Raw genomic sequence first — 25,580 nt, forward strand, 5'->3', positions numbered from 1 at the left:
GCTCCTTACTTCACTTCGACGAGTTCGATTGCACGCACATCCAGCTTCGACTTCGGCATCGGATTGTGCGGACGCGTCTCCAGCCAGAATCGATACAGCACGCTCTTCGCGGTATCCAGCCGATAGTCGCTGCTCGCGCGCATGTCGGTGAGCGGCGCGTAGTCCTTGCCAAGCGCTAGCATCGCGGCCTGCGCGGTGGCTTCGTGCCAGTGCGCGTCGGCGAGCACGCTTTCGGCGTGCGTGGCGCGCTTGGGCGTCGCGGCCATGCCGCCGAAGACGAGACGCGGCTCGCGGATCGTGTCGCCATCCGCGATAAACGAGAACGCGGCATACACGGCGGAAATGTCCGAATCGAAGCGCTTCGAGAGCTTATAGGCGCGAAATTGCAGCTTCGCGCGCTGGCCGCCGCGCGTCGGCACGCGGATGGCGGCGACGAACTCGTTCTCCGCCATGTCCTTCTTTTGATATGCAATGTAGAGATCTTCGAGCGGCATCTCGCGCGGGCCATCGACGCTCATCAACACGACGCGTGCGTTCAACGCGATGAGACCGGGCATCGAATCGCCGATGGGCGAGCCGTTGGCGACATTGCCGCCGAGCGTGCCCGCATTGCGGATCGGCAGCGAGGCGAAGCGCTGACGCGTCTCTTCGAGTTCGGGATATGTCTTCACGAGTTCGGCATACGCGCGCTCGACCGACACGCCCGCGCCGATCTCGATCCACTCCTCGGTCGTCTCGACATGCTTGAGCGCCTCGATCTGTCCGACATAGACGATGTCGCCGAGATCGCGCAACTGCTTCGTCACCCACAAGCCGACGTCTGTGCTGCCCGCGAGAATGCGCGCCGTGGGCTTTTCGGCTCTGAGTTGCGCGAGCGCGTCGACGGTGCGCGGTGCGTCGAACTGGCGGCCCGCGTGCTCGTAGTGGAAAGTGTCGTCACGCGCGATGCCGTCGAGCGAACGCGCCAGCGCCTCGACGTTCAACGGCGCGAGCGGCGCGTGATCGAACATCTGCTCGGCAGCCTCGATGATCGGCCGATACCCCGTGCAGCGGCACAGATTGCCGGTCAGCGCGTTGCTGATCTCCTGGCGCGACGGCCGCGTTTTGTCGCAAGCCTGCGCACAGCCTTGCGTTGCATGACCATGCTTTTCGTAGAGCGCGAACATCGACATGGCAAAGCCGGGCGTGCAGAACCCGCACTGCGAACCGTGACAATCGACGAGCGCCTGCTGCACCGGATGCAGCGAACCATCCGGCTGGCGCAGGTCTTCGACAGTGAAGAGCGCGCGGCCGTCGAGCGTCGGCAGAAACTGCACGCACGCGTTGACCGCCTTGAACGCGACGCCGCCCGCGCCGTCCGGCTCACCGATGACGACCGTGCACGCGCCGCAATCCCCTTCGGCGCAACCTTCCTTGGTGCCGGTGCAGCGCGCGTCTTCGCGCAGGTATTGCAGGACGGTGCGCGTGGTCGACGCGCCGCTTACTTCGCGGATCGCATTGCGATGGTAAAAGCGGATCGGCTGGGTCATGAAATTCTGTCTCGCGGGGCTTCGATGATTCTTTTTGCTGGTTGCGCGGAGTGCGCAGCCGGTGGCTTCGGATGGTTCCGGCGCTTTCTCGGATTACTCCTAGCGCTTCGATGATTCGAAAGCTATCACCGCCAAAATCCGGAACCCATAGGCGACATTGCATGTACGACATACTCCCATCGCGATAAGTCGTGAAACCCTTATGCAGCGCGGCTTCCCGACATGCGGCCCGACCGTTCGGACAGGCAATTTGGACCACGTGGTTACAAAACTGGCGCGACATCGGGTCGCAAGCTATGTGACAATCACGCTTTCGCATCGAAATCAACCCCGTAGTAACCCGCGCCTTTCTATGTCCACCCAACCCGCCACCGCGCCGCAAGGCGACTTCGCCGTCACGCTTCGAATCGTGTCGGTCGTCGTGTACACGTTCCTTTGCTATCTGACCATCGGCATTCCGCTGGCGGTCTTGCCGGGCTTCGTGCACACGGAGCTGGGCTACGGCTCGGTGATGGCGGGCGCCGCGATCAGCGTTCAGTACTTCGCCACCTTATTGTCGCGGCCGCTCGCCGGTCGTTCAGCCGATACCGCCGGCCCCAAGCAAACCGTGCTCTACGGTCTCGTGGCCTGCGCGATCAGCGGCGCAATGCTCCTGACCTCCGCGCTCGCGACGCAGTGGCATGCGGTGAGTCTCGTGCTGCTGGTGAGCGCGCGGCTCGTGCTCGGAGTCGGCGAAAGTCTCGTCGGCACGGGATCGATCACGTGGGGAATCGGCCGCGTGGGCGTCTCGCACAACGCGAAAGTGATTTCGTGGAACGGTATTGCGACATACGGCGCGCTGGCCATCGGCGCGCCGCTCGGCGTGGCGATCAACAATTCGCTGGGCTTTTCCGCGCTTGCGCTCATAGTGATCGCGCTGGGCGGCCTCGGTTACTGGCTCGCGAAGCGCATGGAAAGCGTGCCGGTGGTGCATGGCGAGCGCATGTCGTACCGCAGCGTGTTCTTCCGCGTGCTGCCGCACGGGATCGGGCTTGCGCTGGGTTCGGCGGGCTTCGGTTCCATTGCGACTTTCATCACCCTCTTCTATGCCGCGCACAACTGGCCGCACGCGGCGCTCTCGCTCACGGTGTTCGGCACGACGTTCGTCGGCGCGAGGCTTTTGTTCGCCAACACGATCAAGGTGTATGGCGGCTTCCGCGTGGCGATCGTCTCGTTCTGTTTCGAATGCGCGGGCTTGCTGATGCTATGGCTCGCAGCCGAGCCGACCTTCGCGCTGGCAGGCGCTGCGTTGACCGGCTTCGGCTTCGCGCTCGTGTTTCCGGCGCTGGGCGTCGAGGCGGTGGGACTCGTGCCGCCGGCTTCGCGCGGCGCGGCGTTGTCGGCCTACTCGGTGTTTCTGGACTTGTCGCTGGGATTGACCGGGCCTTTGGCGGGTTATGTCGCTGGCGAGTTTGGATACGGGTCGGTGTTCTTGTTTGCCGCGCTGGCTGCGGCGTTGGCGGTGGGCTTGTCGGTGGCGCTTTATATGCGTGGCGGGCGCGGTCTGGGTGGGCCCGCCACGGCGTGAGTTGATCAGGCGCCGGCTTTCGAGCCATGCAATTGCAGGCCGAGGGCTTTGACTACTTTGAGGATGGTTGCGAAGCTGGGGTTGCCGTCTTCCGATAGCGCTTTGTAAAGCCCTTCGCGGCTGATGCCTGTATCGCGCGCCAACTGCGCCATGCCGCGCGCTCGCGCAATCACGCCAAGCGCGTGTGCAATAAACGCGGAATCGTCGCCGCCTTCTTGAAGACATGCATCGAAATACTCAGCAAGGTCCTCCTCGGTCTTAAGGTGCTCGACCGAGTCCCAGGGACGAGTTTTGATCTTGGTTGGGGTCATTGATTACTCCATGTCAAGGTGAGGCAGCATGGCGTGTGCGGACTTGATGTCTCTGTCTTGAGTCGACTTATCGCCCCCACATAGCAGGATCACCAACACGTCTCCACGATGAACGTAATAAACACGATAGCCTGGTCCATGATCGATCCGCATTTCAATCACCGGTGAGCCGGCCGAGTTAGTGTCGCCTGGATTGCCCGACGCGAGTCGGTCGATACGAGCTTGAATTCGGCGTTTTGCGATGCGGTCCTTAAATGCAACGAACCAGTCGTCAAAAAGCTCTGTGGTCCGAATGTTAAGCCTAAAAGTCATCGTAATCCATGGTTCACAAACCGTCAACCACAGTTGACAGGTCAGTCTATCTAATAGGAAATTCACGGCAAGAATTTGCCTCTGTCTATTTTTCGCAGGGACACCGTAAAAGTCGCCACCCGCGTCAGGGAGTAAGTCTCGAATCGATCGCCGCTGAGAGGCCAGCCGCCGAGCCATCGCGCCGCTCATCAAAAACCCCCGAACGATCCGCACACCTTTGCCTTAAAATCACCGCTCGGCCCACAAGCGTCCGCTTTATGAACCAGACCTCGGAAGACCGCTGGCGTGACCTGCGCCCGGACCCGGACAGCGACACTCCGCTCTATCTGCAACTCGCACGCAAGCTCGCCAACGCCATCCACGACAATCGCTGGAACGCAGGCGAAGCCCTGCCCTCCGAGCGTGTGCTGTCCGAAGCGCTGGGCGTCTCGCGGATCACATCGAGGAAAGCCATCGCGTTGCTCGTCGAACAAGGGCTGATTCGCCGTGAACAAGGCGCGGGCAGCTTCATCACGCCGCGCTACGAAGATCCGCTCTCGCGTCTGTCGAGCTTCTCGGAGATGCTACGCCGCCGAGGTTTTACGCCGAGCTCGCAATGGCTCTCGCGCAAGATCGAGCCCGCCAATCGCGACGAAGTCATCCAGCTCGGCCTCTCGCCCGCCGCCGCCGTCACGCGCCTGAAGCGCCTGCGTCTCGCCGACGACATCGTCATGGCGGTCGAAAACTCCACGTTTCCCGCCTCGCTCATTCCCGATCCGCTGGTCATCGGCGACTCGCTCTACAGTTATCTTGACACGCGCGGCCTCTCGATCGTGCGCGCGCTGCAGCACTTTCGCGCGGTGAACGCGAGCGCGGAGATCGCGCAGCAAATGGGCATCGCGCCGCACGACGCGCTTTTGCTCATCACGCGCGTAGGCTATACCGCCGATCAACGCGCGATCGAACTCACCGATACCTACTGCCGCAACGACTACTACGACTTCGTCGCCGAGTTGCGCAAGTGACTCACGCGCCGACGCGCCCATGACCGACATCGCCGCCACGCCGCCTTCGGAACGCTCACTCACCGTCATGCTGTGGCTCGTCGCCACGGGCTTCTTCATGCAGACGCTCGACTCGACCATCGTCAACACGGCCTTGCCCGCGATGGCGAAAAGTCTCGGCGAAGCGCCGCTGCGCATGCAAGGCGTCGTGATCGGCTATTCGCTCACGATGGCGATGATGATCCCCGTGTCCGGCTGGCTCGCCGACAAGCTCGGCACGAAGCGCGTGTTCTTCAGCGCGATTCTCGTGTTCACCATCGGCTCGCTCTTGTGCGCCAACGCGCAGTCGCTGACGGCGCTGGTCGCGTTCCGCGTCGTGCAAGGCATCGGCGGCGCGATGCTGTTGCCAGTCGGACGTCTGGCCGTGTTGCGCGTGTTTCCCGCCGAACGCTACTTGTCGGCGCTCGCGTTCGTCGCCATTCCAGGGCTTATCGGGCCACTCATCGGGCCAACGCTCGGCGGCTGGCTCGTGCAGATCGCGTCGTGGCACTGGATTTTCCTCATCAACGTGCCGGTGGGTGTGGTGGGCTGCATCGCGACCAAGATGTTTTTGCCCGATAGCCGCAATCCCGCCACCGCGCCCTTCGATCTTGCCGGCTATCTGCTGCTCGCCGTCGGCATGGTCGCGCTGACGATCTCGCTCGATGGCCTGGCCGATCTCGGTCTGCCGCATGCCATCGTCATCGTGTTGCTGGTGTTGAGCCTCGGATGCTTCGTCGCCTATGGTTTGCATGCAACGCGCGCCGCGCAACCCATCTTCTCGCTCGATCTATTCAAGATCCACACGTTCAGCGTCGGCCTGCTCGGCAATCTCTTCGCGCGCATCGGCAGCGGCGCGATGCCTTATCTGATCCCGCTGCTCTTGCAGGTGAGCCTCGGCTACACGCCGTTTCAGGCGGGCATGATGATGCTGCCGGTCGCCGCGGCCGGCATGCTGTGCAAGCGGCTCGTGACGCGGCTGATCGAAAAGCATGGTTATCGGCGCGTGCTGGTCGTGAACACCGTGCTCGTCGGGCTGATGATGGCGAGCTTCGGACTCACGAGCGAACATCAGCCGCTTTGGCTGCGTCTCGTGCAACTGGCGATCTTCGGCGGCGTCAACTCGATGCAGTTCACCGCCATGAACACGCTCACGCTGAAAGACCTCGGCACCGGCGGCGCGAGCAGCGGCAATAGTCTGTTTTCGCTCGTGCAGATGCTGTCGATGAGCCTTGGCGTGACCATCGCCGGCGCGATCCTCGCCACCTTCACCGGCATCCTCACGCGCGTGACGGAAACCAATTCGCTGCCCGCGTTCCACGCAACCTTCCTTTGCGTGGGCATCATCACGGCGGCAACGGCGTGGATTTTCGGACAGCTTGCGCCGGAAGTGCGCTCGACGAAGCGAAAGACAGATCCTTCCGAGGCGAACTAAAGCGGGGTTTCGTCGGCTCGGCCGAAAATTTCCGCCGCGCCATCCGATTGTGCGTTTCGCACCGACAGAGTGCGGACAGCACCGCTACACAACCTTCAAGCGGCATGCCGCCGCATCGTGCATTACCGTCCGGCCGTGCGCCGAGCCAATGTACACACAAAAGCGCGCCGATTAATCGCGCTCCCCCGCTTGCACATTGAATTCGCACGCTTTTTGCTCGAACGTGATGTGCCCGATCTTGTAAACTGTCTCATTAAGTAAATTGCCCGGCCCTCGACACCATGAGCATGGTTGACATCGATCCACCCCGCTTCCAGTCTCCGCGTCCCGTCGCGGGCGATGACGGCTCGCGTCGCACCGTGCTGTACGGCGAGTACACCGTGTTCAGCGTGTTTCAGCCGGTGTTCTCGGTGTCGCATCGGCGTGCGATCGGCTATCACGCGTCCTTGCGTGCACGGGACGAGACACATCGTCATGTACCGTCACACGAAGTGTTCACCCAGGCGGCACGGCGCGGCGATCTTCTGGAACTGGGACGATTGGCCGAGTCCCTTCATCTGGGCAACTTCAACGCGTTCGACAGCCACGACGAATGGCTCTTTCTGAGCCTCCACCCCGCCGCGCTGATGGACACGAGCTACGGCGACGCGCTCCTCGCCGCGTTGAAGGACATCGGCTTGCCGCCGCAACGCGTGGTGCTGGAAGTGCCCGAACAGGCGGGCGGCGAGACGACGCGCTTCACCGAAATCATCGACTCCATGCGCAAGTCGGGGTTTCTGATCGCGCTGGATGGCTTCGGCGTGAAGCATTCGAATATCGATCGCGTGTGGCAGTTGCGGCCTGACATCGTGACGCTCGACCGCTGCATTCTCCAGCAGGCGACCGAGCATTCGCATATCGAGCGTGTGTTGCCCCGGCTCGTATCGCTGCTGCATGAATCCGGGCAACTCGTGTTGATGGGCGGCCTCGCGACCGAGCGCGACGCGCTGATCGCGCTCGAATGCAATGTCGATTTCGTGCAGGGCGCGTACTTCGCGCAGCCGAGCGTCGATGCCGTGCATCCGCAAGTCGCCGCGGGCGTGATGGATGCGTTGTCGGCTGCGTCGCGCGAACGCGTGGGCGCGCGCGACCGGGCGCAAGCCGCGCGTCTCGAACCCTACGTGAGCGGCCTCGAACGCGCGGCAGTCAAGCTCATGGAAGGCGAAACGCTGGCCGCCGCGACGAGCGAGCTGCTGCAACTGGTCGATACGGCGCGCTGTTTTCTGCTCGATCAGGAAGGCCGGCAGATCGGCGATAACGTCGTGCCGGTCGTGCGTACATCGCAGCGCGCGAAGCGTTTCAGTCCGCTGCTGCATTCGGAAGGCGCGAGCTGGGAGCGTCGGCCGTATTTCATCGAGGCGTTGCGCGCGCCAGGACGCGTGCAGTTGACCGCGCCGTATCTGTCCATCAACGAGGCGCATCTTTGCGTGACGGCATCCATCGCCGCGCAGACGCCGTATGGCTTGCAGGTGCTATGCGTCGATATCAACTGGGAAGCGGTGCCGCGGCGGCGCTGAATCGCGGGATTACGACCGGCGCTCGGCGTCCGGCTTGACGATATCGAACCCTGCAAGCGCGAGCACGCCGGACAGCACGATCAACGCGGTGGAATGGCGTCCGAAATATAAAAGCGCCGCAGCGGACCATGCGGCGAGACAGAGGGCGAGAAAGCGTTTCATCGTGATATCACGCGTGAGGGCCGACCCAAGCGATGCGGCACGGCCGATCAAAGCGACATTCTAGATTTCCCGGCGGCAAGACGCAGAAACCGCCGACGCGCGAACGTTCCTCGCCATGCAAAAAAGCCCTCCGCAGAGGGCTTTTTCGTTCGATCCGACATCGCGAACGACGATGCGGGATCGGCGCAAACCGTAAGCCTTAAGCCCCGAAATTCTTCGAAGCGAAGTCCCAATTCACGATGTTCCAATACGCTTCGATGAACTTCGGACGCGCATTGCGGTAATCGATGTAATAAGCATGTTCCCACACGTCGATGGTCACGAGCGGCTTGGCATCCGTCGTGAGCGGCGTGGCGGCGTTGCTGGTGGAGACGATATCGAGCGAGCCGTCCGTCTTCTTCACGAGCCACGTCCAGCCCGAACCGAACGTGCCGGTCGCGACCTTGGCGAACTCTTCCTTGAACTTGTCGAACGAGCCGTACTTGGCGTTGATCGCGTCAGCCAGCGCGCCCGTCGGTGCGCCGCCGCCGTTCGGCGACAAGCTGTTCCAGAAGAACGTGTGATTCCAGACTTGCGCCGAGTTGTTGAACACGCCGCCCGACGACTTCTTCACGATCTCTTCGAGCGAAAGGTTCTCGAATTCGGTGCCCGGAATCAGCTTGTTGAGGTTCGTCACATAGGTCTGGTGATGCTTGCCATAGTGATACTCGAGCGTTTCTTCCGACATGTGCGGAGCAAGCGCGTTCTTGTCGAACGGCAACGGCGGGAGGGTATGTTCCATGATTGCAGCTTCCTTTTCTATGTGATTTGTAGGGACTGTGGGGAGTGAAGCGCTGGAGCAATGGATTGTAGGCGACTTGGGATAACCCCGCAAACCGCCTGCCTTTATGAGCAAGATTGCTTTCCAAAGCTTGAATGCAGCGTCAAAAGTGCTCCTGCGGCACTTGGCGGCTTCGTCAAAAGGCCGGTGTCGAGGCCGTCAGAATTCGTCGGACAAACGCGGCTGGACATCGGCGAGAAGGACATCGGCAGAGCCTTCCGCGAGATGCACGGTCATCGGACGCTTCAGCTTAAGTGCGTTCGGCGCGCGCAGCGCACGGCCGGTTTGGGTATCGATCAGGGCGGCGTAACCGCGCTCGAACGTGCGCTGCGGACTCAGCACCTGCAAGCGCGCCGCAAGCTCGGACACACGCGCGTTCGCACGCTCATGATGACGCTCGCGCGCACGCTGCATGCGCTCGGCCAAACGGCCGAGATGCTCGATCTGCGTCGCGACATCCGGCCTTCTGCGTTGCCAACGATACTGCACCAGCGCGAAATGCGCGCGTGCATCGCGAACCGGGCGGGCGCCCGCCGCGGCGAGCCGGCTCGCCAGTTGCCGCAGATGCACGTGTTGCCTTGCCAGACGCTCGGCGGGACTCACGAGGCGGCGCGCGAGCCAGTCGAGTTCCTGGGCGCGACGCTCCATCGTCCGGCCAAAACTTCGTGCGAGCGCCGCGTGACGCTGATCCAGTTCCTGCAGCAACACCACGCGCTGCGGACTGACGAGTTCGGCAGCGGCGGTCGGCGTCGGCGCGCGCATGTCGGCGGCGAAATCGGCGATCGTGAAGTCGGTCTCATGGCCGACGCCGCTCACCACCGGCACGCTGCTCGCCGCGATCGCGCGCGCGAGCACTTCCTCGTTGAACGCCCATAAATCTTCGATGGACCCGCCGCCCCGGCACACGATCAGCACATCGACTTCGCGCCGCGCGCTCGCCGCTTCGACCATGGCCGCGAGCTTCGCGCCGGCGCCCGTTCCTTGCACCGGCGCGGGATAAACGACAACCGGCACATGTGGCGCGCGGCGCGCGAGCGTCGTCAACACGTCGCGCAACGCCGCCGCCTGCAGCGACGTCACGATGCCTATGCCACGCGGATGCGTCGGCAGCGCGCGCTTGCGTTCCGCCGCGAACAAGCCTTCGCTTTCGAGCTGCGCCTTCAGCCGCAGAAATGCCTCGAAAAGCCGCCCCTGTCCCGTGCGCCGCACCGCTTCCACGTTGAGTTGCAGTTCGCCGCGCGGCTCGTACATGGTGACGAGCGCGCGCACCTCGATCTTGTCGCCTTCGCGCGGCGTGAATTCGGCGTATTGCGCGCGGCCGCGAAACATTACGCAGCGCATCTGCGCGCCCGCATCCTTGATCGAGAAGTACCAGTGTCCGCTCGCGGCGCGCGTGAAGTTCGAGACTTCGCCCGATACCCACACGAGCGGAAACGACCGTTCGAGCATCGTGTTGATCGCACGATTGAGCACGGAAACGGGGATGACGGCATCGCTGCCTTGCGGCATCAAAGAATCGGGAGTCATGGGCGAGAAAGCGAAAGATCGGGCCGGAAGAACCATCTGACTGATGGACAAGATCCGCCGGATAAGGTACGCCAGTGTAGCAAGTGTCCACACAGAAAGACTTACCGCTTGCTGATCGCAAGCACCCCGGCGAGCCTTTGAGTACGTTGCAACTCTTTGATTTAACTCGCTTATATTCGTCTTATGTCTGCATTATCCGAAGCAACTCTTTCCTGACGCGGAATCGCTGCTCTTCGGCCGCGAGTTTTTCACAGAGTTATCCACAGGCGCGTGCCCTCGGCCGTTTGGCTAACCGGCTGGCGTCGAGGCCGTCCGCGCGATAGAGTCCGGGGTTCGAGCACCGGCCTGACCCTGCGTAGCAAACATCGCCGGCCATGCATTCCGTTCAACGCTGACCGTATAGAAGGAGTTGCCGTTGCGCGCCAAGCTTCACCCGTTGACCGGCTCAAACGCCATCGTCGCGAAGGCGGACCATGTCTGACTTCAAACCGCCCATCGAAAACTTTTTCGCACGCGAATGGCGCAAGCGCGGTCCCGTTGCGTGGGCGCTCACGCCCTTCGCCTGCATCTTCGGCGCGATTGCCGCGACGCGCCGAGCGTTCTTCGAACTCGGCTGGATCAAGCGCGTCGATGTCGGCGTGCCGGTGGTCGTCGTCGGCAACGTGACGGTCGGTGGCACGGGCAAGACGCCGACAGTCATCGCGCTCGTCGAGGCTCTGCGCGCGGCAGGGCATCAGCCGGGCGTCGTTTCGCGCGGATACGGCGCGAAGATCGCGAAGCCGACGAGCGTCGCGCCGACCTCGGCCGCCGCGCAAGTCGGCGACGAGCCGCTGCTGATCGCGCGCCGCACTCACGCGCCGGTCTTCGTATGCCCGGATCGCGTGGCGGCGGCGCGTGCGCTGGTCGAGGCGCATCCCGAAGTCGATGTCATCGTGTCCGACGACGGCCTGCAGCACTATCGGCTCGCGCGCGTGTTCGAGCTCGTCGTTTTCGACGACCGCCTCGGCGGCAACGGCTTCCTGCTGCCCGCCGGCCCGTTGCGCGAACCGATGTCGCGCCATCGCGACGCGACGCTCATCAACAGCCCCTACGACCGCACCTTGCCGCCGTGGCCCAACACTTTCGCGCTCGAACTCGAATCGGGCGATGCCTGGCTGCTCGACGATCCATCGGTGCGCCGTCCGCTCGCGCAGTTCGCAGGCGAGAAAGTGGTCGCCGCTGCGGGCATCGGTTCGCCCGAGCGTTTCTTCGCGACCTTGCGCGCCGCCGGCATCACGCCAGGCACGCGCGCGTTCCCCGATCACTATTCGTATCGCGAGAATCCTTTCGAGGACGTGAAAGCCGACGCCATCCTGATCACCGAGAAGGATGCAGTAAAATTTGGGGCCTGGCGTGATGCGCGCATCTGGGTCGTTCCCGTGCAAGCCGTGCTCAGGCCTCGCCTCATCGCTCTAGTTGTGGAGAAACTCCGTGGACGCACGTCTGCTTGAAATCCTCGTCTGCCCGATCTGCAAGGGTCCGCTCACCTATGACCGCGCGGCGCAGGAACTCGTCTGCAGCGCGGACAAGCTTGCTTATCCCATTCGCGACGGCATTCCCGTGATGCTCGTCGACGAAGCGCGTCAAACGGTGGAAGGCACGCCGGTCGAGCCGTTGAAGCCGGTTGGCGGCGCGTAAGGTCCGATCATGTCCGTGCCGTTCATCGCCGTCGTTCCGGCGCGTCTTGCTTCCACGCGGCTGCCGAACAAACCACTCGCCGATATCGGCGGCAAGCCGATGGTCGTGCGCGTCGCCGAACGCGCGCGCGAGTCCGGCGCGAGCCAGGTGATCGTCGCAACCGACTCCGACCGCGTGGTCGAGGCTTCGCGCGATCACGGCATCGAAGTGATGCTCACGCGCTCGGATCACCCCACCGGCACCGACCGTCTCGCCGAAGTGGCGACGCGTCTGAACTGGCCCGACGACGCCATCGTCGTGAACGTTCAGGGCGACGAGCCGCTCATCGACCCGCAACTCGTGCGCGATGTCGCCGCGCATCTCGCGGCGCATCCCGAATGCGCAATCGCCACGGCCGCGCATCCCATTCACGATCCCGCCGACGTGTTCAATCCGAATGTCGTGAAAGTCGTGCTCGATGCGAAGAGCGTCGCGCTCTACTTCTCGCGTGCGCCCATTCCCTGGACGCGCGACGCGTGGCAATCGCATTGGCCGGACGTCGCCGCGCTTTCGGCGCTGCCCGCGGTGCCCGAAAACGTGCTGCGGCATATTGGCCTGTACGCGTATCGCGCGAAGTTTCTGCGCGAGTTTCCAAACCTCGCGCAAGCGCCCATCGAAGCCGCCGAGGCGCTCGAACAACTGCGCGCGTTGTGGCATGGCGAGCGCATCGCGGTGCGCGTCACGCATGAAACACCTGCACCGGGCGTCGATACACCCGCCGATCTCGCGCGCGTCCAGGCGCTCTTTTCCAGCGCCGGCTGAAAGCTCGCACAACCCGTGTATACCCCCGCCAAACGCTTGCGCGGCGGGAATCACAGCGATTTCTATCGCCGTTATTACGGCCGCGTTCGTAATGAGCCGTGGCATAATCAAGCGATTGCGCGAGCCTTCCGGTCAGCGCCACGCTCAACGTTGCGCCGCTGTCCGCGGGTGCCGCGCCGACTTTCGAATCGGCTGCGCGCTCTGTCGTCGACGCCGCGCGAGCCTGGCCACCGGATGCAGATTCAGACTCGCCGCGCGGTTTCTAGACGATTCGGAGATATCACCATGCGTTTGATCCTGTTGGGCGCACCCGGCGCGGGCAAGGGCACCCAGGCAAACTTCATCAAGGAAAAGTTCGGCATTCCGCAGATTTCGACCGGCGACATGTTGCGCGCGGCCGTGAAGGCGGGCTCGCCGCTCGGCGTCGAGGCCAAGGGCTATATGGACGCGGGCGAGCTCGTGCCGGACACGCTCATCATCAATCTCGTAAAGGAGCGGCTGCTCGCGGACGACTGCAAGAACGGCTATCTGTTCGACGGTTTCCCGCGCACCATTCCGCAAGCGGAAGCCATGAAGAACGCGGCTGTCGTAATCGACTACGTGCTGGAAATCGACGTGCCGTTCGACGAGATCATCACGCGTATGAGCGGGCGGCGCGTGCACGCGGCGTCGGGCCGCACGTATCACGTCAAGTTCAATCCGCCGAAGAACGACATGACGGACGACGTCACCGGCGAGCCGCTGATCCAGCGCGACGACGACAAGGAAGAAACCGTGAAGAAGCGGCTCGACGTGTATGAAGCGCAGACCAAGCCGCTCATCGCGTACTACAACGACTGGGCGAAGCGCGGTGAAACGAACGGGCTGAAGGCGCCGGAGTATCGCAAGATTTCCGGGCTCGGCGCGGTCGATGAAATTCGCACGCGCGTGTTCGATGCTTTGAAGTAACTTGCCCGCGTCACGGAAAACCCGCTCTTCGCCGAGCGGGTTTTTTTACGCCTTCAAGCTTCTCGCCAAGCTAAAACGGCGAGCCATAAAATCGAACGGCCTCACGAGGGCCGCGAATGCAGCACTTCCTCATATCAAGGAGAAGAGACATGGAGATACAAGGCAACGTTTTTCTGATCACCGGCGGCGCGTCCGGTCTGGGTGAGGCCACCGCGCGGCTCGTCGCCGGGCTAGGCGGAACGGTCGTCATCGCGGACATGAACGAAGCGGCGGGCGCCGCGCTGGCGAAGGAGCTATCCGGCGAGTTCGTCAAATGCGATGTCAGTCAGGAGAGCGACGGCCAGCGCGCCATCGAAGCCGCCACGCAACGCGGCACTCTGCGTGGACTGGTGAACTGCGCGGGCATCGCGCCGGCATCGAAGACGGTGGGCCGCGACGGGCCGCATCCGCTCGATCTGTTCAGCAAGGTCATCGCGGTTAATCTCATCGGCACGTTCAACATGATTCGGCTCGCGGCCGAGGTCATGTCGAAGAACGCGCCCAACGAAACGGGCGAACGCGGGGTGATCGTGAATACGGCGTCGGTCGCGGCGTTCGACGGGCAAATGGGTCAGGCGGCCTATGCCGCGTCCAAGAGCGGCGTGGCCGGCATGACGTTGCCCATCGCGCGCGATTTGTCGAGAAACGGTATCCGCGTGATGACCATCGCGCCTGGTCTCTTCGAAACGCCGATGCTGCTCGGCATGCCGCAAGACGTACAGGACGCGCTCGGCGCCATGGTTCCGTTCCCGCCACGTCTTGGCAAGCCGAACGAATACGCGCTGCTCGTCAAACAGATCTTCGATAACCCGATGCTCAACGGCGAAGTCATCCGTCTCGACGGCGCAATTCGCATGCAGCCGAAGTAAGCAAAAAAACGGCGGATTGCTCCGCCGTTCTTAGTCGCCGTCGTGCTGCGTGCGCTGCCTCAGTTCATGCAGCTCGGTTTCGACGACGGTTGCATCTTCCGCATCGGGACGATCTTCCAGATAACGCTGCAGATCTTCGAGCGCCGGACGCAGATAATCGAGCCGCGCGTAGGCAAAACCACGATCGCGCACTTCCTCGATACTTCCCGGTAACACGATGACGAGCCGCTGCTGCACGGCGAGCAAGCGCTGCCAGCGCTCCGTCTGCAAGTAGATGCTTTTCAGATTGCGCAGCATGCGCGCGACGATCTCGCGGCGCGTCGCAGGCTGCAACAACACGCGCAACGCGCTGCCAATGGATTCGCCCACGCGCTGCACGTACGGCTCCAGCATTTCGACCATCTGCGCTTCGGAAAGCGTCTGGCCGGTGGTCGGATCGAGCATGAGATCGTGATCGGGCGTCGAGACACGCAGCAGGAAATGCCCGGGAAACGACACGCCGCGCACGGGCAGACCGAGCTGATCGGCCATTTCCAGATAGATCACCGCAAGCGAAATCGGAATGCCGCGACGCCGGCGCAACACCACGTTCAGATGGCTGTTGTCCGGGTCGTAGTAATCGTTGAGGTTGCTCGAGAAACCCAGCTCGCGGAAGAAATAACGATTGAGCGCCTCGACCTTTTGCTTCATGTCCGCGTCGTCGGGCATGCGGCGACGCGCCCGCACGACGAGTTCGTCGATCTCCGCGAGCACCGCTTGCATGTCGAGATCGGGATACGCGTCCTGCGCAAGCGACAAAGCCGCTTCCGTGAGCGGAAGACTCTCGTCGTCCGCCACGAGCGAAGTGAAGTAATCGAGGATACGCGTTGTCGTCATCAAAGCGTTCGTCTCTTGAAATAGGCGTATTTGAAGCCCATCGCCGCCAGAATACCGAAATATAACGCGGCGAACACGACAAGGCTCGCACCCAGCAACGCGATCCGCGTGAACGGCGTTGCGCGCATGGCGATCCAGTCGAAGTTGCCAGCGACCCAGTGCATGGTTCCAGCCAGCACGAGGCATGCCCCGATCATCTGCACGAAGAATAGCAGCCAGCCCGGCGACGGCTTATAGATCTGCCGGCGCCGCAAGCCGATGAACAACAGCAGTGCGTTCGCGAGCGCGCCGAGGCCGATAGAGAGCGTAAGACCCGCGTGCGAGAAGATCGGCACGAAGATGTAGTTGCTCACCTGCGTCATGATGAGCACGCCAATGGCGATCTTCACCGGCGTCTTGATGTCCTGCTTCGCGTAGAAGCCCGGCGCCAGGATCTTGATGAGGATCAGCCCGATCAGCCCGATGCCATACGCCGACAACGCGCGGCCGACCATCACGACGGAATGGCTGTCGAACTTGCCGTAGTGAAAGAGCGTCGCGGTGAGCGGTTCGGCGAAGAAGAACAATGCGACCGCGCTCGGCGCCGCGAGCAGAAAGGTGATGCGCAAACCCCAGTCGAGCAGCGCGGAATACTCGTCGTTGTTGGCATCGACGTGGGCTTTCGAGAGACTCGGCAGCAGGATCGTGCCGAGCGCCGCGCCGAGGAGCGCGGTGGGAAACTCCATCAGCCGGTCGGCGTAGTTGATCCATGACACCGCGCCCTGCCCGATATTCGACGCGATATTCGTGTTGATGATGAGGCTCAGTTGTCCGACCGACACCGCGAACGTGGCGGGCACCATCTTCAGCAGCACGCGCTTCACGCCCGGATGCCGCAGCGCCTGCAAGAAGTTGAGTCCGATGCGGGGCGCCATGTCGATCTTCCGCAGCCCCGGAAACTGCACGAGGAACTGCAACGCGCCACCCGCGATCACCGCGTAGGCCAGCGCGTACACCGGCACTTTCAGATGCGGCGCGACGAACACCGCCGCGAAAATGAACGACACGTTCAGGAGCACCGGCGCGAACGCGGGCAACGAAAACTGCTTGTACGTATTGAGCACGCCCGAGGCGAGCGTCGTCAGCGAGATAAAGATGATGTACGGGAACATGATCCGCGTCATCTCAACGGCAAGGACGTACGCCTGACCATCGTGCTTCAGGCCGGACGCGACCGCGAAGACGACCCAGCTCGCGCCGGCCATGCCGACGAGCGACAGCACGACGAGGCCCCAGGTGAGAACGGTGGACATGGCATCGACGAGCGCCTTGGTCGGATCGTGACCTTGACTGTTCTTGAACTCGGCGAGGATAGGAACGAACGCCTGCGCGAACGCGCCTTCCGCGGACAGACGCCGCAGCAGGTTCGGTATGCGGAACGCGACATAGAACGCGTCGGTGTAGAGACTGGCGCCGAAGGCACGGGCGATCAGCGTTTCGCGGATCAGGCCGGTCACGCGCGACAAAAGCGTGAAGCCGCTGACCGTCAGGAGGGCTCGGAATAGATTCATGGGGCGCTTATTATACGGGGCGGCGCGATGCGCTTCGGATCGCGGCGGCGGCATCGGCGTTCGCGCACGTCACTTTGACCCATTGCATCGAATTTGCGGCGCAATGGCGTCAGAGCGAGCCTTTTCTTGTCACATCTCGTATTTGCTTGCTATAATCGCGGGTTTCGAAGCTCGGCTTTCGCGCACTGCTACAATCCACGCAGTCGTGACGCACTTACAGTTCGCACAGTTCGACGCTTCATGTCATTTCTTGCCTAACAGGCAAGGGAGGCAAGGGAGACACGTGGAAATGGCATAGAGTCGACAGCAAGATTCACGCTGTCAGGCCAAGTTTCAAGGCTCCCGGGCAATCGTTCCCGGGAATTCCGATCATAGGCAGTGCGTTAAGAATCGCCCTCTCGTGCTCATTTCGGGCGCTCCTGGCAAGACGCCGGAGTCATCGAGACAAGGGTAACGCGCTCCAGACAAGTAACAGCAGAAACAGGATAAGGAACCGTCATGGCAAATACCGCACAAGCTCGCAAGCGCGCCCGTCAGGGTGCCAAAGCCAACTCGCACAACTCGGCGCTGCGCTCGAAGTTCCGCACGGCCATCAAGGCAGTTCGCAAGGCGATCGACGCCGGCGACCAAGCCAAGGCAGCCGAATTGTTCAAGTCGTCGGTCAAGACGATCGACATCATCGCGGACAAGAAGATCGTCCACAAGAACAAGGCTGCTCGTCATAAGAGCCGCCTGGCCGCAGCCATCAAGGGCTTGCAGGCCCCCGCTGCCCAGTAATTCCGGCTTGCTTCCGGAAAACGCGCGCATGCAATGCTTTGCCGCAGTTGACTGGAAGCAGCTTCCTGTTTCCGCTGCGCAGTAAAGAAAAAGCCCGCAAACGCGGGCTTTTTTTCGTCGGTCCACAAGCGCTGATTAACGCTTCTGCTGCGTCTGCGTGCCGTGATGCGGCGGCAGCTCGCATGCCTCGGTCACGACCAGATCGTTGTCCTTCGCGAAGTTCAGCACGAAGTCGAAAGCCATTGGCTCGATGTCGCGCAGGCGCGAGTCGAGAATGACGACCTTGATGTCCCCGATGATGGTCGGCCGCACATAGATGGAATATTGCAGGCGCGCGTTCGGCCCTTTCTTCCCCGGCCCAAAAGCCGACATCACTCCGCACAGGCGCTCGGACCAGTCGCTTGGCCGAAACGTGCGCCCGCTCTTGGTGATGCCTTGTATGAAGTACTCGGTAGGGGATGATTCAGCCATGTAGCATTACCTTTTGACAGCCGGTGATGCACACCGGCGAACGCGCCGACCAGACGCGGAAACCACGAGCCCTGCATTGGCAGGCACTAGCGGCTCTGAACGCGGCAGTCACAGAAAATTCCCGACTTGGCCACGCCCGCACCCTGAAGACGGACTCGACTGCACTGTTGAATCCAGACACGCAAGGGGTAACACGAGCGGCTCTTGCGAGCCTTCGTACACATACGCGTGAAACGGTGCTGAATGTTGCAGAGCGGTTGAAACGAGCGAGCGCAATTATACAGCAGCGACCCTTCTTCCGCAGCGCACCAATGCTTGCAAGCGCCCTGCAAGGCCGTCCAGAAGCCTTCTGGAGAAAGCGATCAGCTCCTCGGTAGCCTCGTCAAACATCGCAAAATCCTTTATGCTCGAACGCGATACCACTCCCGACGGCGGCGCCGTCCGGTCTTTTCGATGCCGCTTCGCGCATCGGCGGGCACCGGGTCGAAGCCGCCGCTTGCGTTTCATGACCGCCAAAAAAATTCGCCATTATCTTCAGTTCAAGGATTTTTCACTCGACGACTACGAGTACGTGCTCGAACGCGCGCGCATTCTGAAGCGCAAATTCAAGAACTACGAGACTTATCATCCGCTGCACGACCGCACGCTCGCGATGATCTTCGAGAAGAATTCGACGCGCACTCGCCTTTCCTTCGAGGCGGGCATCTTCCAGCTAGGCGGCCACGCGGTGTTCCTCAATACGCGCGACACGCAGCTCGGGCGCGGCGAACCGGTCGAGGACGCGGCGCAGGTCATCTCGCGCATGGTGGACATCATCATGATCCGCACGTTCGGGCAGGAGATCATCGAGCGCTTTGCGGAAAATTCGCGCGTGCCGGTCATCAACGGGCTGACCAACGAGTATCACCCGTGTCAGGTGCTCGCGGACATTTTCACGTACTACGAACAACGCGGGCCGATTCACGGCAAGACGGTCGCGTGGGTCGGCGACGCGAACAACATGCTCTACACGTGGATAGAAGCCGCGCAGATTCTGGGCTTCAAATTGCGCCTCTCGACGCCGCCCGGCTACACGCTCGATCACGCGCTGGTTTCTGAAGACAGCAAGCCGTTCTACGAAGCATTCGAAGACCCGAACGAAGCGTGCACGGGCGCCGATCTCGTCACCACCGATGTCTGGACCAGCATGGGCTTCGAGGCGGAAAACGAAGCGCGCAAGGCGGCCTTCGCGGACTGGTGCGTCGATAGCGAGATGATGTCGCGCGCCAACCCGGATGCGCTCTTCATGCACTGCTTGCCGGCGCATCGCGGTGAGGAAGTGAGCGCCGAAGTGATCGACGGCCCGCAAAGCGTCGTGTGGGACGAAGCGGAAAACCGTCTGCATGTGCAGAAAGCGTTGATGGAGTTTTTGCTGCTGGGCAAGCTCAATCACTGAGTTGCTGTCGGGAAGGGCGGGGTTCGAATCGAAGTGCCGCCCTTCTTCGCGGCGTTTGTCAGGGTCTGGTCACGCGCGTGGCTGACCTCATCGCGGTCAACGCGACCGCATGCCGCCAACGTCGGCCCTCGACGCACGAACCCGCGCTCATCGGTTTCACAAGCAAACCGGCTCCATCTCCAGTTCGACGTCGAAGCGCGCGAGCACGTCGCGCTTGATCGCTTCGGCGAGTTCGAGCACTTGCGCGCCGGTCGCATCGCCACGATTCACGAGCACGAGCGCCTGCCGGTCATGCACCGCCGCGCCACCGACGCCACGCCCCTTCCACCCGCACTGGTCGATCAGCCAACCAGCGGCCAGCTTCACCGCTCCGTCCGGCTGACGATACGACACGACGCCGGGTTCGCGCACGCGCAATGCATCGAACGCTTCCGCGCTCATCACCGGATTCTTGAAGAAGCTGCCCGCGTTGCCGAGCACGGTCCAGTCCGGCAATTTGGCGCGGCGCACGGCGACGACGGCATCGAAGATGGCTCGTGCATCGTGGCTGGATGCGCCTTCCAGCGCCCTCGCGACATCCGCGTAGTCTGCGCGCGGCTGCCACGCCTTCGGCAGCCGGAACACCACCGAGGTGATCAGAAAGCGCCCGCGCCCTGCCCGCTTGAAGAAACTGTCGCGATAGCCGAACGCGCATTCAGCCCGGTCGAAACGGGCGTGCGCGCCAGTCGCGAGTTCCACCGCGTGTAGCCGTTCGAAGCGCTCGCCCATTTCCAGGCCATACGCGCCGATGTTCTGGATAGGCGCCGCGCCGACCGTTCCGGGAATGAGCGCGAGGTTTTCGAGGCCCGGCATGCCTTGCGCAAGCGTCCACGCGACGAACTCGTGCCAGCTCTCGCCCGCGCCCGCTTCGACGAGCCAGGCGTCGTCGTCTTCGTGGATCACGCGCTTGCCACGGATGCCGACGATCAGCGCGACGCCATCGAATTCACGCGTCAGCACGACATTGCTGCCGCCGCCGAGCACGAACTGCTGCATGTTGGCGATGCGCGCATCGGCGGCGAGCGAGATCGCGGCATCGACGCTATCGACGTGCATGGCGTGACGCGCTCGCACGTCGAAGCCGAACGTGTTGTGCGCTCGCAGCGAATAGTCGTCGAGCAGCGGTGGCGGCGTGAAGGAAGCGTGGGACATGACAGGGAAAAACCGCGTGGCGAACCGGGAGAATCGGCGCAACCTTGGGGAACCGCAGGCGCGTCGGTAGAATGACGTCAGGTCTGTGATTATAGCGATTGCGCGAGCCGCGCCCGCTGCGCGCTCGCCTCATTGAAGGGGAAAACAAGATGCCATCGTTTGACGTCGTCAGCGAAGCAAACATGATCGAAGTGAAGAACGCGATCGAACAATCGAACAAGGAAATCTCGACGCGTTTCGACTTCAAGGGTTCGGATTCACGCGTCGAACAGAAGGAGCGCGACCTCACGCTCTACGCCGACGACGATTTCAAGCTCGGCCAGGTCAAGGACGTGCTGGTCGGCAAGCTGGCCAAGCGCGGCGTCGACGTGCGTTTTCTCGACTACGGCAAGCAGGAAAAGATCGGCGGCGACAAGCTCAAGCAGGTCGTGACCATCAAGAAAGGCGTGTCGGGCGATCTGGCGAAAAAGGTCGTGAAAATCGTGAAGGACAGCAAGATCAAGGTGCAGGCGAGCATTCAGGGCGACGCGGTGCGCATACAAGGCACGAAGCGCGACGACCTGCAAAGCACCATCGCGCTGCTCAAAAAGGAAGTCACGGACACGCCGCTCGACTTCAACAACTTCCGCGACTGAGGTTTTCACCTTTAGCAAGCGGGCCAACGGCGCACTGCAGGACTTTCCCGCAGCGCCATGCAGCGCACGCAAAAACGCCGTTCCGCATGCCTGTGGAACGGCGTTTTGTTTGGTAGGCCGAGCGTTGCGCCGGTCCGCGCTCAGTCCGCCTCGCTCGCCGCCTGCGCCGCTTTTTTCTTGTCGCCGATACGGCTCTCCTGCCCCGCCAGCAACTTCGAAATATTGGCCCGATGCCGCCAGATGAGCAGCGCGCTCATTGCCAGCACGGCGAGCGAGATGCGGCTCGGCCCGAACAGGAACACCTGAAAAAACGGTGCGAAGACCGCCGCGACGAGCGCCGCGAGCGACGAATAGCGAAAGAAGAACGCGATGATCAGCCAGGTCAGCAAGGTAGCCGCCCCGAGCGCCGGATGAATGGCGAGCAGCACGCCGGCCGCCGTCGCAACGCCCTTGCCGCCCTGAAACTTGAAGAAGATCGGGTACAAATGCCCGAGAAAAACCGCGATGGCCGACAGCGCGATCGCGCTCGCGAGCCCGGCCGGATCGAGCCCCCAGCCCGCGCCGAAGTGCACGACGACCCACACGGGCAGCCAGCCTTTGAACGCATCGCCGATCAGCGTGAGGATGGCCGCTTTCTTGTTGCCGGTGCGCAGCACGTTGGTCGCGCCGGGATTGCCCGAGCCGTACGAACGGGGATCGGCGAGTCCCATCGACTTGCTGACGACGACGGCGAATGAAATCGAGCCGATCAAATAGGACACGACGGCGACGATCAGAGGAATCATGTTGGCTCTTTCTTTGACGTGGCGAATGCGGTCAGCATTCTAATCGACGCTCGCGCACTGCACGGGCTTCGCGTTGAGCAAGCCGGTGAGCACCGCCGGATCGAGACTGACGAGATAGCCGCGCCGGCCGCCGTTCAGATAGATGATGTCCAGTTCGAGAATGCTCGATTCGACAAACACCGGCATTGCCTTCTTCGTGCCGAACGGCGACGTGCCGCCCACGAGATAGCCCGAATGCCGGTTCGCCACTTCGGGCTTGCATGGCTCGATGCGCTTCGCGCCCGTCTGCCGCGCGAGGTTCTTGGTCGACACCGTGCGGTCGCCATGCATGAGCACGATGAGCGGCTTCGCGTTCTCGTCTTCCATCACGAGTGTCTTGACGACGCGATGCTCGTCCACGCCGAGTTGCCGCGCGGACTCCTCCGTGCCGCCGTGCTCGACATAATCGTAGGGATGCTCGCCGAACTCGACCTTGTTACGGCGCAGAAACTGCGTCGCCGGGGTTTCGGAGACATGTTTGGTTTTCGACATGGAGGCATTGTAGCGGCGCGGCTTCATGCTCACCATCGGCTGAACGGCCAATGCAGCGGCACGATCGTTCTGGCGAACAAGTCAACCGCGCGGGTGATGCTCCCGATGCAGCTTTTGCAAGCGCTCGCGCGCGACGTGCGTATAAATCTGCGTGGTCGAGATATCGGAGTGACCTAGCAGAAGCTGCACGACGCGCAAATCCGCGCCGTGATTGAGCAGATGCGTCGCGAACGCGTGACGCAGCGTGTGCGGCGAAAGCGGCGCCTGCACGCCGCCGTTCAGCGCATGACGCTTGATGATGTTCCAGAACTGCTGCCGCGTCATGCCCTCGCCGCGCGAGGTGACGAAGAGCGCATCCGCGGCGCGCGCGCCTAGCAACGCGGGACGCGATTCACGCAGATAACGCATCAGCCACTCATGCGCTTGTTCGCCGAAGGGCACGAGGCGTTCCTTCGAGCCCTTGCCCATCACGCGCACCACGCCTTCGTTCAGGCCGACGGCCACCGTCTTCAAGGTGACGAGTTCGGTGACGCGCAGGCCGCTCGCATACATCAGTTCGAGCATGGTGCGGTCGCGCAGACCGAGTGGCGTTTCGATGTCCGGCGCGCCGAGCAGCGCTTCGACTTGCGCTTCGTTGAGCGTCGATGGAAAGCGCGGCGGCTGCTTCGCCGAGCGCAGCTTCAAGGTTGGATCGACCGTCGCGCGATGCTCGCGCAACGCCCAGCCGTAATATCGGCGGAACACGGACAGACGCCGGTTCGCGGAGGTCGCCTTGTCGCCACGGCGCGCAGCCATGTAGCCGTTCAGGTCGCTTTCACTCGCCGTGTCGATGGACCCGCCGCGCGTCTTCGCGAGCCATTCGGCGAAGAGCTTCAGGTCGCGGCGATACGCTTCGAGCGAATTCTTGGCGAGCCCGTGTTCGAGCCAGAGCGCGTCGCAAAAGAGATCGATCGAGTCCGAACTCGCGATCAGTTCCGGCGTCGGCAGTTCCTCGGCGATTGCGCTCATGCGATCGATACACCCTCATGCGCCAGCAACCAGCGCTTCACGTCACGAAAAAAGCCATCACCGGGCGTATGCGCGAAGCCGCCTATCCCGCTCGATGAAACCACCCGGTGGCACGGTATCACGATCGGCAGCGGATTGGAGCCGCACGCTTGCCCGACCGCGCGCGGCACGCTGCCGACTTCGCGCGCGAGCTGGCCGTAGGTCCACACTTGTCCCACCGCGATGCCAGAAATGCCCTTCCACACGCGCTCTTGAAACGCCGTGCCGCCGGTGCCGAGCGGCAGATCGAAACGCATGGCGGGTTGCTCGAAATATTGGCGAATCTGTGCGATGGCTTGTTGCACGAGCGGCTTGTCCGACTCGATGCTTTCGACCTCGGCCGAAAGATAGACGATCTCGCGCACGGCTCGCTCGTCGGCGCGAATGCCGACTTTGCCGAAGGGCGCGTCGATCACTGCATCGAAATGCTTCATGCCGGCCTCGCTATTTCGTCTGGCGCCGCGCGCTGCGCGAGCGCCCATTGCACATGCTCGCGAACCAGCGCGGAAGGATCGTCCATGCGCGCCTGCAACGCTTGCACGATACGCTCGAGCTCCACGCTTTCGAGCGACGCGCGCAGTGCATTGCCCATCGCCACCGCGATATTGCGCAGCCATCGCTCGTGTCCGATACGCCGGATCGCGCTGCCCTGCATGCGCGTGTCGAAGTCCTCGGCGCTCCACGCAAACAACTCGACGAGCGTGGAACGATCGAGCCCATGCCGCACATCGAAGTCCACGACCGGAGCGGCTTGCGCGAACTTGTTCCACGGACACACTAGCTGACAATCGTCGCACCCGTACACGCGATTGCCGATCAAAGGCCGCATCTCCTCGGGAATACTGCCTTGCAGTTCTATCGTCAGATACGAGATGCAGCGCCGCGCATCCACGCGGTACGGCGCCACGATCGCGCCAGTCGGACATGCGCCGATACAGCGCGTGCACTGCCCGCAATGCGCGCCGTCCGTCTCGGGATGCGGGTCGACGGGCAATGCAATATCGACGTAAATCTCGCCGATGAAAAAGAGCGAACCGGCATCGCGATCGAGCAGCAACGTATGCTTGCCACGCCAGCCGACGCTTGCTTTTTGCGCCAGCGCGACTTCGAGAACCGGCGCGGAGTCCGTGAACGCGCGATGCCCGAACGGTCCGATGGCAGCTTCGATGCGCTCGGCCAGTTGCTGCAGCCGGTTGCGCATGACCTTGTGATAATCGCGGCCGCGTGCGTAGATCGAGACCATCGCCTGCGATGGATCGCTCAAGCGCGACCATTCGACGGCGCGCCAGTCGTTCTTCTGACCATCGGCTGTCGCGACACTTTCAGCGCCCTTGTGCTCGAGCGTCGCGCCAGGCAGATAAGCCATGCGCGCCGTGATGACCCGTCGCGTGCCGGCCACAAGCTCGGCGGGCCTTGCGCGTTTCATCCCATGTTTGGCCATATAATCCATCTCGCCGTGATAGCCTGCTTCAAGCCAACTGGCGAGGCCTTCCTCGGCATCCGTCAGGTCGGTATCGCCGATACCAACCGCACCGAATCCCAACTCGCGCCCCCACGTCTTGATGCGTAGCGCGAGTTCCGCCAGCGCGGCCTCATCGCCTAGTTCGACGTGATGCAAGGCGCGCGACTCATCGGCGGCGTCGCTGGACGCGGTCGTGATTTCAACGGAATGTTCCGGCAATCGGTTCATCACGACATTTTACGAGC

Annotated in this window: 27 protein-coding genes; 12 read left to right on the top strand and 15 right to left on the bottom strand. The window is 62.6% G+C overall.

The window, feature by feature from the left end; translation table 11 throughout:
* Window positions 1-5: 5 nt before the first annotated feature.
* Complete coding sequence (xdhA, locus tag P9250_RS29545; RefSeq protein WP_250509438.1) at window positions 6-1,529, bottom strand: xanthine dehydrogenase small subunit; 1,524 nt, start codon at window positions 1,527-1,529, stop codon at window positions 6-8.
* 352 nt (window positions 1,530-1,881) lie between these two features.
* Between xdhA and P9250_RS29550 the strand changes: the two genes are divergently transcribed.
* On the top strand, window positions 1,882-3,096 hold the full coding sequence (locus P9250_RS29550) for an MFS transporter (protein ID WP_310396639.1): 1,215 nt from the start codon (window positions 1,882-1,884) through the stop codon (window positions 3,094-3,096).
* 5 nt (window positions 3,097-3,101) lie between these two features.
* On the opposite strand, the gene P9250_RS29555 is transcribed toward P9250_RS29550, so the two are convergent.
* Window positions 3,102-3,407 (bottom strand): addiction module antidote protein, encoded by a 306-nt coding sequence (locus P9250_RS29555; protein ID WP_244826139.1) that lies wholly within the window; start codon window positions 3,405-3,407, stop codon window positions 3,102-3,104.
* 3 nt (window positions 3,408-3,410) lie between these two features.
* Window positions 3,411-3,719: a type II toxin-antitoxin system RelE/ParE family toxin gene (locus tag P9250_RS29560; protein WP_250465488.1), complete on the bottom strand. Its 309-nt coding sequence runs from the start codon at window positions 3,717-3,719 to the stop codon at window positions 3,411-3,413.
* A gap of 257 nt (window positions 3,720-3,976) precedes the next feature.
* Between P9250_RS29560 and P9250_RS29565 the strand changes: the two genes are divergently transcribed.
* From P9250_RS29565 to P9250_RS29575, 3 genes are all read left to right on the top strand, one after another.
* Window positions 3,977-4,723, top strand: coding sequence for a GntR family transcriptional regulator (locus P9250_RS29565; protein ID WP_244826142.1), 747 nt, complete (start codon window positions 3,977-3,979; stop codon window positions 4,721-4,723).
* A 19-nt stretch (window positions 4,724-4,742) separates the two neighbouring features.
* Window positions 4,743-6,176, top strand: a complete 1,434-nt coding sequence (mdtD, locus tag P9250_RS29570; protein ID WP_250509439.1) for a multidrug transporter subunit MdtD — start codon at window positions 4,743-4,745, stop codon at window positions 6,174-6,176.
* A 281-nt stretch (window positions 6,177-6,457) separates the two neighbouring features.
* Window positions 6,458-7,732, top strand: coding sequence for an EAL domain-containing protein (locus P9250_RS29575; protein WP_244826144.1), 1,275 nt, complete (start codon window positions 6,458-6,460; stop codon window positions 7,730-7,732).
* A gap of 9 nt (window positions 7,733-7,741) precedes the next feature.
* Here the strand turns inward: P9250_RS29575 and P9250_RS29580 are convergent, their stop codons facing one another.
* From P9250_RS29580 to xseA, 3 genes are all read right to left on the bottom strand, one after another.
* Window positions 7,742-7,894 (bottom strand): hypothetical protein, encoded by a 153-nt coding sequence (locus P9250_RS29580; protein WP_244826145.1) that lies wholly within the window; start codon window positions 7,892-7,894, stop codon window positions 7,742-7,744.
* 199 nt (window positions 7,895-8,093) lie between these two features.
* Window positions 8,094-8,675, bottom strand: a complete 582-nt coding sequence (locus P9250_RS29585) for a superoxide dismutase (RefSeq protein ID WP_250492675.1) — start codon at window positions 8,673-8,675, stop codon at window positions 8,094-8,096.
* A gap of 198 nt (window positions 8,676-8,873) precedes the next feature.
* On the bottom strand, window positions 8,874-10,241 hold the full coding sequence (xseA, locus tag P9250_RS29590) for an exodeoxyribonuclease VII large subunit (RefSeq protein WP_310396643.1): 1,368 nt from the start codon (window positions 10,239-10,241) through the stop codon (window positions 8,874-8,876).
* Window positions 10,242-10,714: 473 nt separating this feature from the next.
* Here xseA and lpxK point away from each other — a divergent pair, with 473 nt between their 5' ends.
* The 5 genes from lpxK to P9250_RS29615 all read left to right on the top strand — a co-directional run bounded on the left by lpxK (window position 10,715) and on the right by P9250_RS29615 (window position 14,575).
* Window positions 10,715-11,731: a tetraacyldisaccharide 4'-kinase gene (gene lpxK / locus P9250_RS29595; RefSeq protein WP_244826148.1), complete on the top strand. Its 1,017-nt coding sequence runs from the start codon at window positions 10,715-10,717 to the stop codon at window positions 11,729-11,731.
* Window positions 11,712-11,918: a Trm112 family protein gene (locus P9250_RS29600; protein WP_244826149.1), complete on the top strand. Its 207-nt coding sequence runs from the start codon at window positions 11,712-11,714 to the stop codon at window positions 11,916-11,918. Before lpxK ends, P9250_RS29600 begins: the two co-directional genes overlap by 20 nt.
* 9 nt (window positions 11,919-11,927) lie before the next feature.
* Window positions 11,928-12,719: a 3-deoxy-manno-octulosonate cytidylyltransferase gene (gene kdsB / locus P9250_RS29605; protein ID WP_244826150.1), complete on the top strand. Its 792-nt coding sequence runs from the start codon at window positions 11,928-11,930 to the stop codon at window positions 12,717-12,719.
* A 285-nt stretch (window positions 12,720-13,004) separates the two neighbouring features.
* A complete protein-coding gene (adk, locus tag P9250_RS29610; protein ID WP_244826151.1) occupies window positions 13,005-13,667 on the top strand; it encodes an adenylate kinase in 663 nt (220 codons plus the stop codon).
* A gap of 149 nt (window positions 13,668-13,816) precedes the next feature.
* Window positions 13,817-14,575: a 3-hydroxyacyl-CoA dehydrogenase gene (locus P9250_RS29615; protein ID WP_250509450.1), complete on the top strand. Its 759-nt coding sequence runs from the start codon at window positions 13,817-13,819 to the stop codon at window positions 14,573-14,575.
* A gap of 30 nt (window positions 14,576-14,605) precedes the next feature.
* Here P9250_RS29615 and P9250_RS29620 read toward each other — a convergent pair whose 3' ends face one another.
* Both P9250_RS29620 and murJ read right to left on the bottom strand, forming a co-directional pair.
* Complete coding sequence (locus P9250_RS29620) at window positions 14,606-15,451, bottom strand: SirB1 family protein (RefSeq protein WP_244826153.1); 846 nt, start codon at window positions 15,449-15,451, stop codon at window positions 14,606-14,608.
* A complete protein-coding gene (murJ, locus tag P9250_RS29625) occupies window positions 15,451-17,055 on the bottom strand; it encodes a murein biosynthesis integral membrane protein MurJ (protein WP_409014961.1) in 1,605 nt (534 codons plus the stop codon). Before murJ ends, P9250_RS29620 begins: the two co-directional genes overlap by 1 nt.
* Before the next feature lie 444 nt (window positions 17,056-17,499).
* Between murJ and rpsT the strand changes: the two genes are divergently transcribed.
* Window positions 17,500-17,778, top strand: coding sequence for a 30S ribosomal protein S20 (gene rpsT, locus P9250_RS29630; protein ID WP_244826155.1), 279 nt, complete (start codon window positions 17,500-17,502; stop codon window positions 17,776-17,778).
* Window positions 17,779-17,913: 135 nt separating this feature from the next.
* On the opposite strand, the gene P9250_RS29635 is transcribed toward rpsT, so the two are convergent.
* A complete protein-coding gene (locus P9250_RS29635) occupies window positions 17,914-18,249 on the bottom strand; it encodes a DUF3579 domain-containing protein (RefSeq protein WP_244826156.1) in 336 nt (111 codons plus the stop codon).
* A gap of 505 nt (window positions 18,250-18,754) precedes the next feature.
* On the opposite strand from P9250_RS29635, the gene argF reads away from it, so the two are divergent.
* On the top strand, window positions 18,755-19,684 hold the full coding sequence (gene argF, locus P9250_RS29640; RefSeq protein ID WP_310396648.1) for an ornithine carbamoyltransferase: 930 nt from the start codon (window positions 18,755-18,757) through the stop codon (window positions 19,682-19,684).
* Window positions 19,685-19,840: 156 nt separating this feature from the next.
* On the opposite strand, the gene murB is transcribed toward argF, so the two are convergent.
* Entirely contained in the window at window positions 19,841-20,875 is a 1,035-nt protein-coding gene (murB, locus tag P9250_RS29645; RefSeq protein WP_310396650.1) for a UDP-N-acetylmuramate dehydrogenase, read from the bottom strand.
* A gap of 149 nt (window positions 20,876-21,024) precedes the next feature.
* Between murB and P9250_RS29650 the strand changes: the two genes are divergently transcribed.
* Window positions 21,025-21,510 carry a YajQ family cyclic di-GMP-binding protein gene (locus P9250_RS29650; protein ID WP_244826159.1) on the top strand — a complete coding sequence of 162 codons (486 nt, stop codon included), beginning with the start codon at window positions 21,025-21,027 and terminating at the stop codon, window positions 21,508-21,510.
* A 140-nt stretch (window positions 21,511-21,650) separates the two neighbouring features.
* Here the strand turns inward: P9250_RS29650 and plsY are convergent, their stop codons facing one another.
* The 5 genes from plsY to queG all read right to left on the bottom strand — a co-directional run bounded on the left by plsY (window position 21,651) and on the right by queG (window position 25,563).
* A complete protein-coding gene (gene plsY / locus P9250_RS29655; RefSeq protein WP_244826160.1) occupies window positions 21,651-22,295 on the bottom strand; it encodes a glycerol-3-phosphate 1-O-acyltransferase PlsY in 645 nt (214 codons plus the stop codon).
* Window positions 22,296-22,334: 39 nt separating this feature from the next.
* Complete coding sequence (gene ybaK / locus P9250_RS29660; RefSeq protein ID WP_244826161.1) at window positions 22,335-22,826, bottom strand: Cys-tRNA(Pro) deacylase; 492 nt, start codon at window positions 22,824-22,826, stop codon at window positions 22,335-22,337.
* Window positions 22,827-22,907: 81 nt separating this feature from the next.
* Window positions 22,908-23,834, bottom strand: coding sequence for a site-specific tyrosine recombinase XerD (gene xerD / locus P9250_RS29665; protein WP_244826162.1), 927 nt, complete (start codon window positions 23,832-23,834; stop codon window positions 22,908-22,910).
* A complete protein-coding gene (locus P9250_RS29670; protein WP_310396653.1) occupies window positions 23,831-24,307 on the bottom strand; it encodes a methylated-DNA--[protein]-cysteine S-methyltransferase in 477 nt (158 codons plus the stop codon). The genes xerD and P9250_RS29670 overlap by 4 nt, the downstream gene beginning before the upstream one ends.
* Window positions 24,304-25,563 (bottom strand): tRNA epoxyqueuosine(34) reductase QueG, encoded by a 1,260-nt coding sequence (gene queG / locus P9250_RS29675; RefSeq protein ID WP_310396655.1) that lies wholly within the window; start codon window positions 25,561-25,563, stop codon window positions 24,304-24,306. The genes P9250_RS29670 and queG overlap by 4 nt, the downstream gene beginning before the upstream one ends.
* Window positions 25,564-25,580 lie beyond the last annotated feature (17 nt).

It is taken from the genome of Caballeronia sp. LP006 (assembly GCF_031450995.1).
Classification (GTDB): Bacteria; Pseudomonadota; Gammaproteobacteria; order Burkholderiales; family Burkholderiaceae; genus Caballeronia.

Bases quoted from the DNA above. Each gene is read 5' to 3' on its own strand.
- P9250_RS29560 (WP_250465488.1), bottom strand. From the start codon at position 3,719: ATGACTTTTAGGCTTAACATTCGGACCACAGAGCTTTTTGACGACTGG.
- P9250_RS29585 (WP_250492675.1), bottom strand. From the start codon at position 8,675: ATGGAACATACCCTCCCGCCGTTGCCGTTCGACAAGAACGCGCTTGCT.
- P9250_RS29580 (WP_244826145.1), bottom strand. From the start codon at position 7,894: ATGAAACGCTTTCTCGCCCTCTGTCTCGCCGCATGGTCCGCTGCGGCG.
- argF (WP_310396648.1), top strand. From the start codon at position 18,755: ATGACCGCCAAAAAAATTCGCCATTATCTTCAGTTCAAGGATTTTTCA.
- murJ (WP_409014961.1), bottom strand. From the start codon at position 17,055: ATGCCGCCGCCGCGATCCGAAGCGCATCGCGCCGCCCCGTATAATAAG.
- ybaK (WP_244826161.1), bottom strand. From the start codon at position 22,826: ATGTCGAAAACCAAACATGTCTCCGAAACCCCGGCGACGCAGTTTCTG.
- xseA (WP_310396643.1), bottom strand. From the start codon at position 10,241: ATGACTCCCGATTCTTTGATGCCGCAAGGCAGCGATGCCGTCATCCCC.
- P9250_RS29575 (WP_244826144.1), top strand. From the start codon at position 6,458: ATGAGCATGGTTGACATCGATCCACCCCGCTTCCAGTCTCCGCGTCCC.
- P9250_RS29670 (WP_310396653.1), bottom strand. From the start codon at position 24,307: ATGAAGCATTTCGATGCAGTGATCGACGCGCCCTTCGGCAAAGTCGGC.
- mdtD (WP_250509439.1), top strand. From the start codon at position 4,743: ATGACCGACATCGCCGCCACGCCGCCTTCGGAACGCTCACTCACCGTC.
- P9250_RS29550 (WP_310396639.1), top strand. From the start codon at position 1,882: ATGTCCACCCAACCCGCCACCGCGCCGCAAGGCGACTTCGCCGTCACG.
- queG (WP_310396655.1), bottom strand. From the start codon at position 25,563: ATGAACCGATTGCCGGAACATTCCGTTGAAATCACGACCGCGTCCAGC.
- murB (WP_310396650.1), bottom strand. From the start codon at position 20,875: ATGTCCCACGCTTCCTTCACGCCGCCACCGCTGCTCGACGACTATTCG.
- plsY (WP_244826160.1), bottom strand. From the start codon at position 22,295: ATGATTCCTCTGATCGTCGCCGTCGTGTCCTATTTGATCGGCTCGATT.
- rpsT (WP_244826155.1), top strand. From the start codon at position 17,500: ATGGCAAATACCGCACAAGCTCGCAAGCGCGCCCGTCAGGGTGCCAAA.
- kdsB (WP_244826150.1), top strand. From the start codon at position 11,928: ATGTCCGTGCCGTTCATCGCCGTCGTTCCGGCGCGTCTTGCTTCCACG.
- P9250_RS29615 (WP_250509450.1), top strand. From the start codon at position 13,817: ATGGAGATACAAGGCAACGTTTTTCTGATCACCGGCGGCGCGTCCGGT.
- lpxK (WP_244826148.1), top strand. From the start codon at position 10,715: ATGTCTGACTTCAAACCGCCCATCGAAAACTTTTTCGCACGCGAATGG.
- P9250_RS29650 (WP_244826159.1), top strand. From the start codon at position 21,025: ATGCCATCGTTTGACGTCGTCAGCGAAGCAAACATGATCGAAGTGAAG.
- P9250_RS29635 (WP_244826156.1), bottom strand. From the start codon at position 18,249: ATGGCTGAATCATCCCCTACCGAGTACTTCATACAAGGCATCACCAAG.
- adk (WP_244826151.1), top strand. From the start codon at position 13,005: ATGCGTTTGATCCTGTTGGGCGCACCCGGCGCGGGCAAGGGCACCCAG.
- P9250_RS29565 (WP_244826142.1), top strand. From the start codon at position 3,977: ATGAACCAGACCTCGGAAGACCGCTGGCGTGACCTGCGCCCGGACCCG.
- P9250_RS29555 (WP_244826139.1), bottom strand. From the start codon at position 3,407: ATGACCCCAACCAAGATCAAAACTCGTCCCTGGGACTCGGTCGAGCAC.
- xerD (WP_244826162.1), bottom strand. From the start codon at position 23,834: ATGAGCGCAATCGCCGAGGAACTGCCGACGCCGGAACTGATCGCGAGT.
- P9250_RS29620 (WP_244826153.1), bottom strand. From the start codon at position 15,451: ATGACGACAACGCGTATCCTCGATTACTTCACTTCGCTCGTGGCGGAC.
- xdhA (WP_250509438.1), bottom strand. From the start codon at position 1,529: ATGACCCAGCCGATCCGCTTTTACCATCGCAATGCGATCCGCGAAGTA.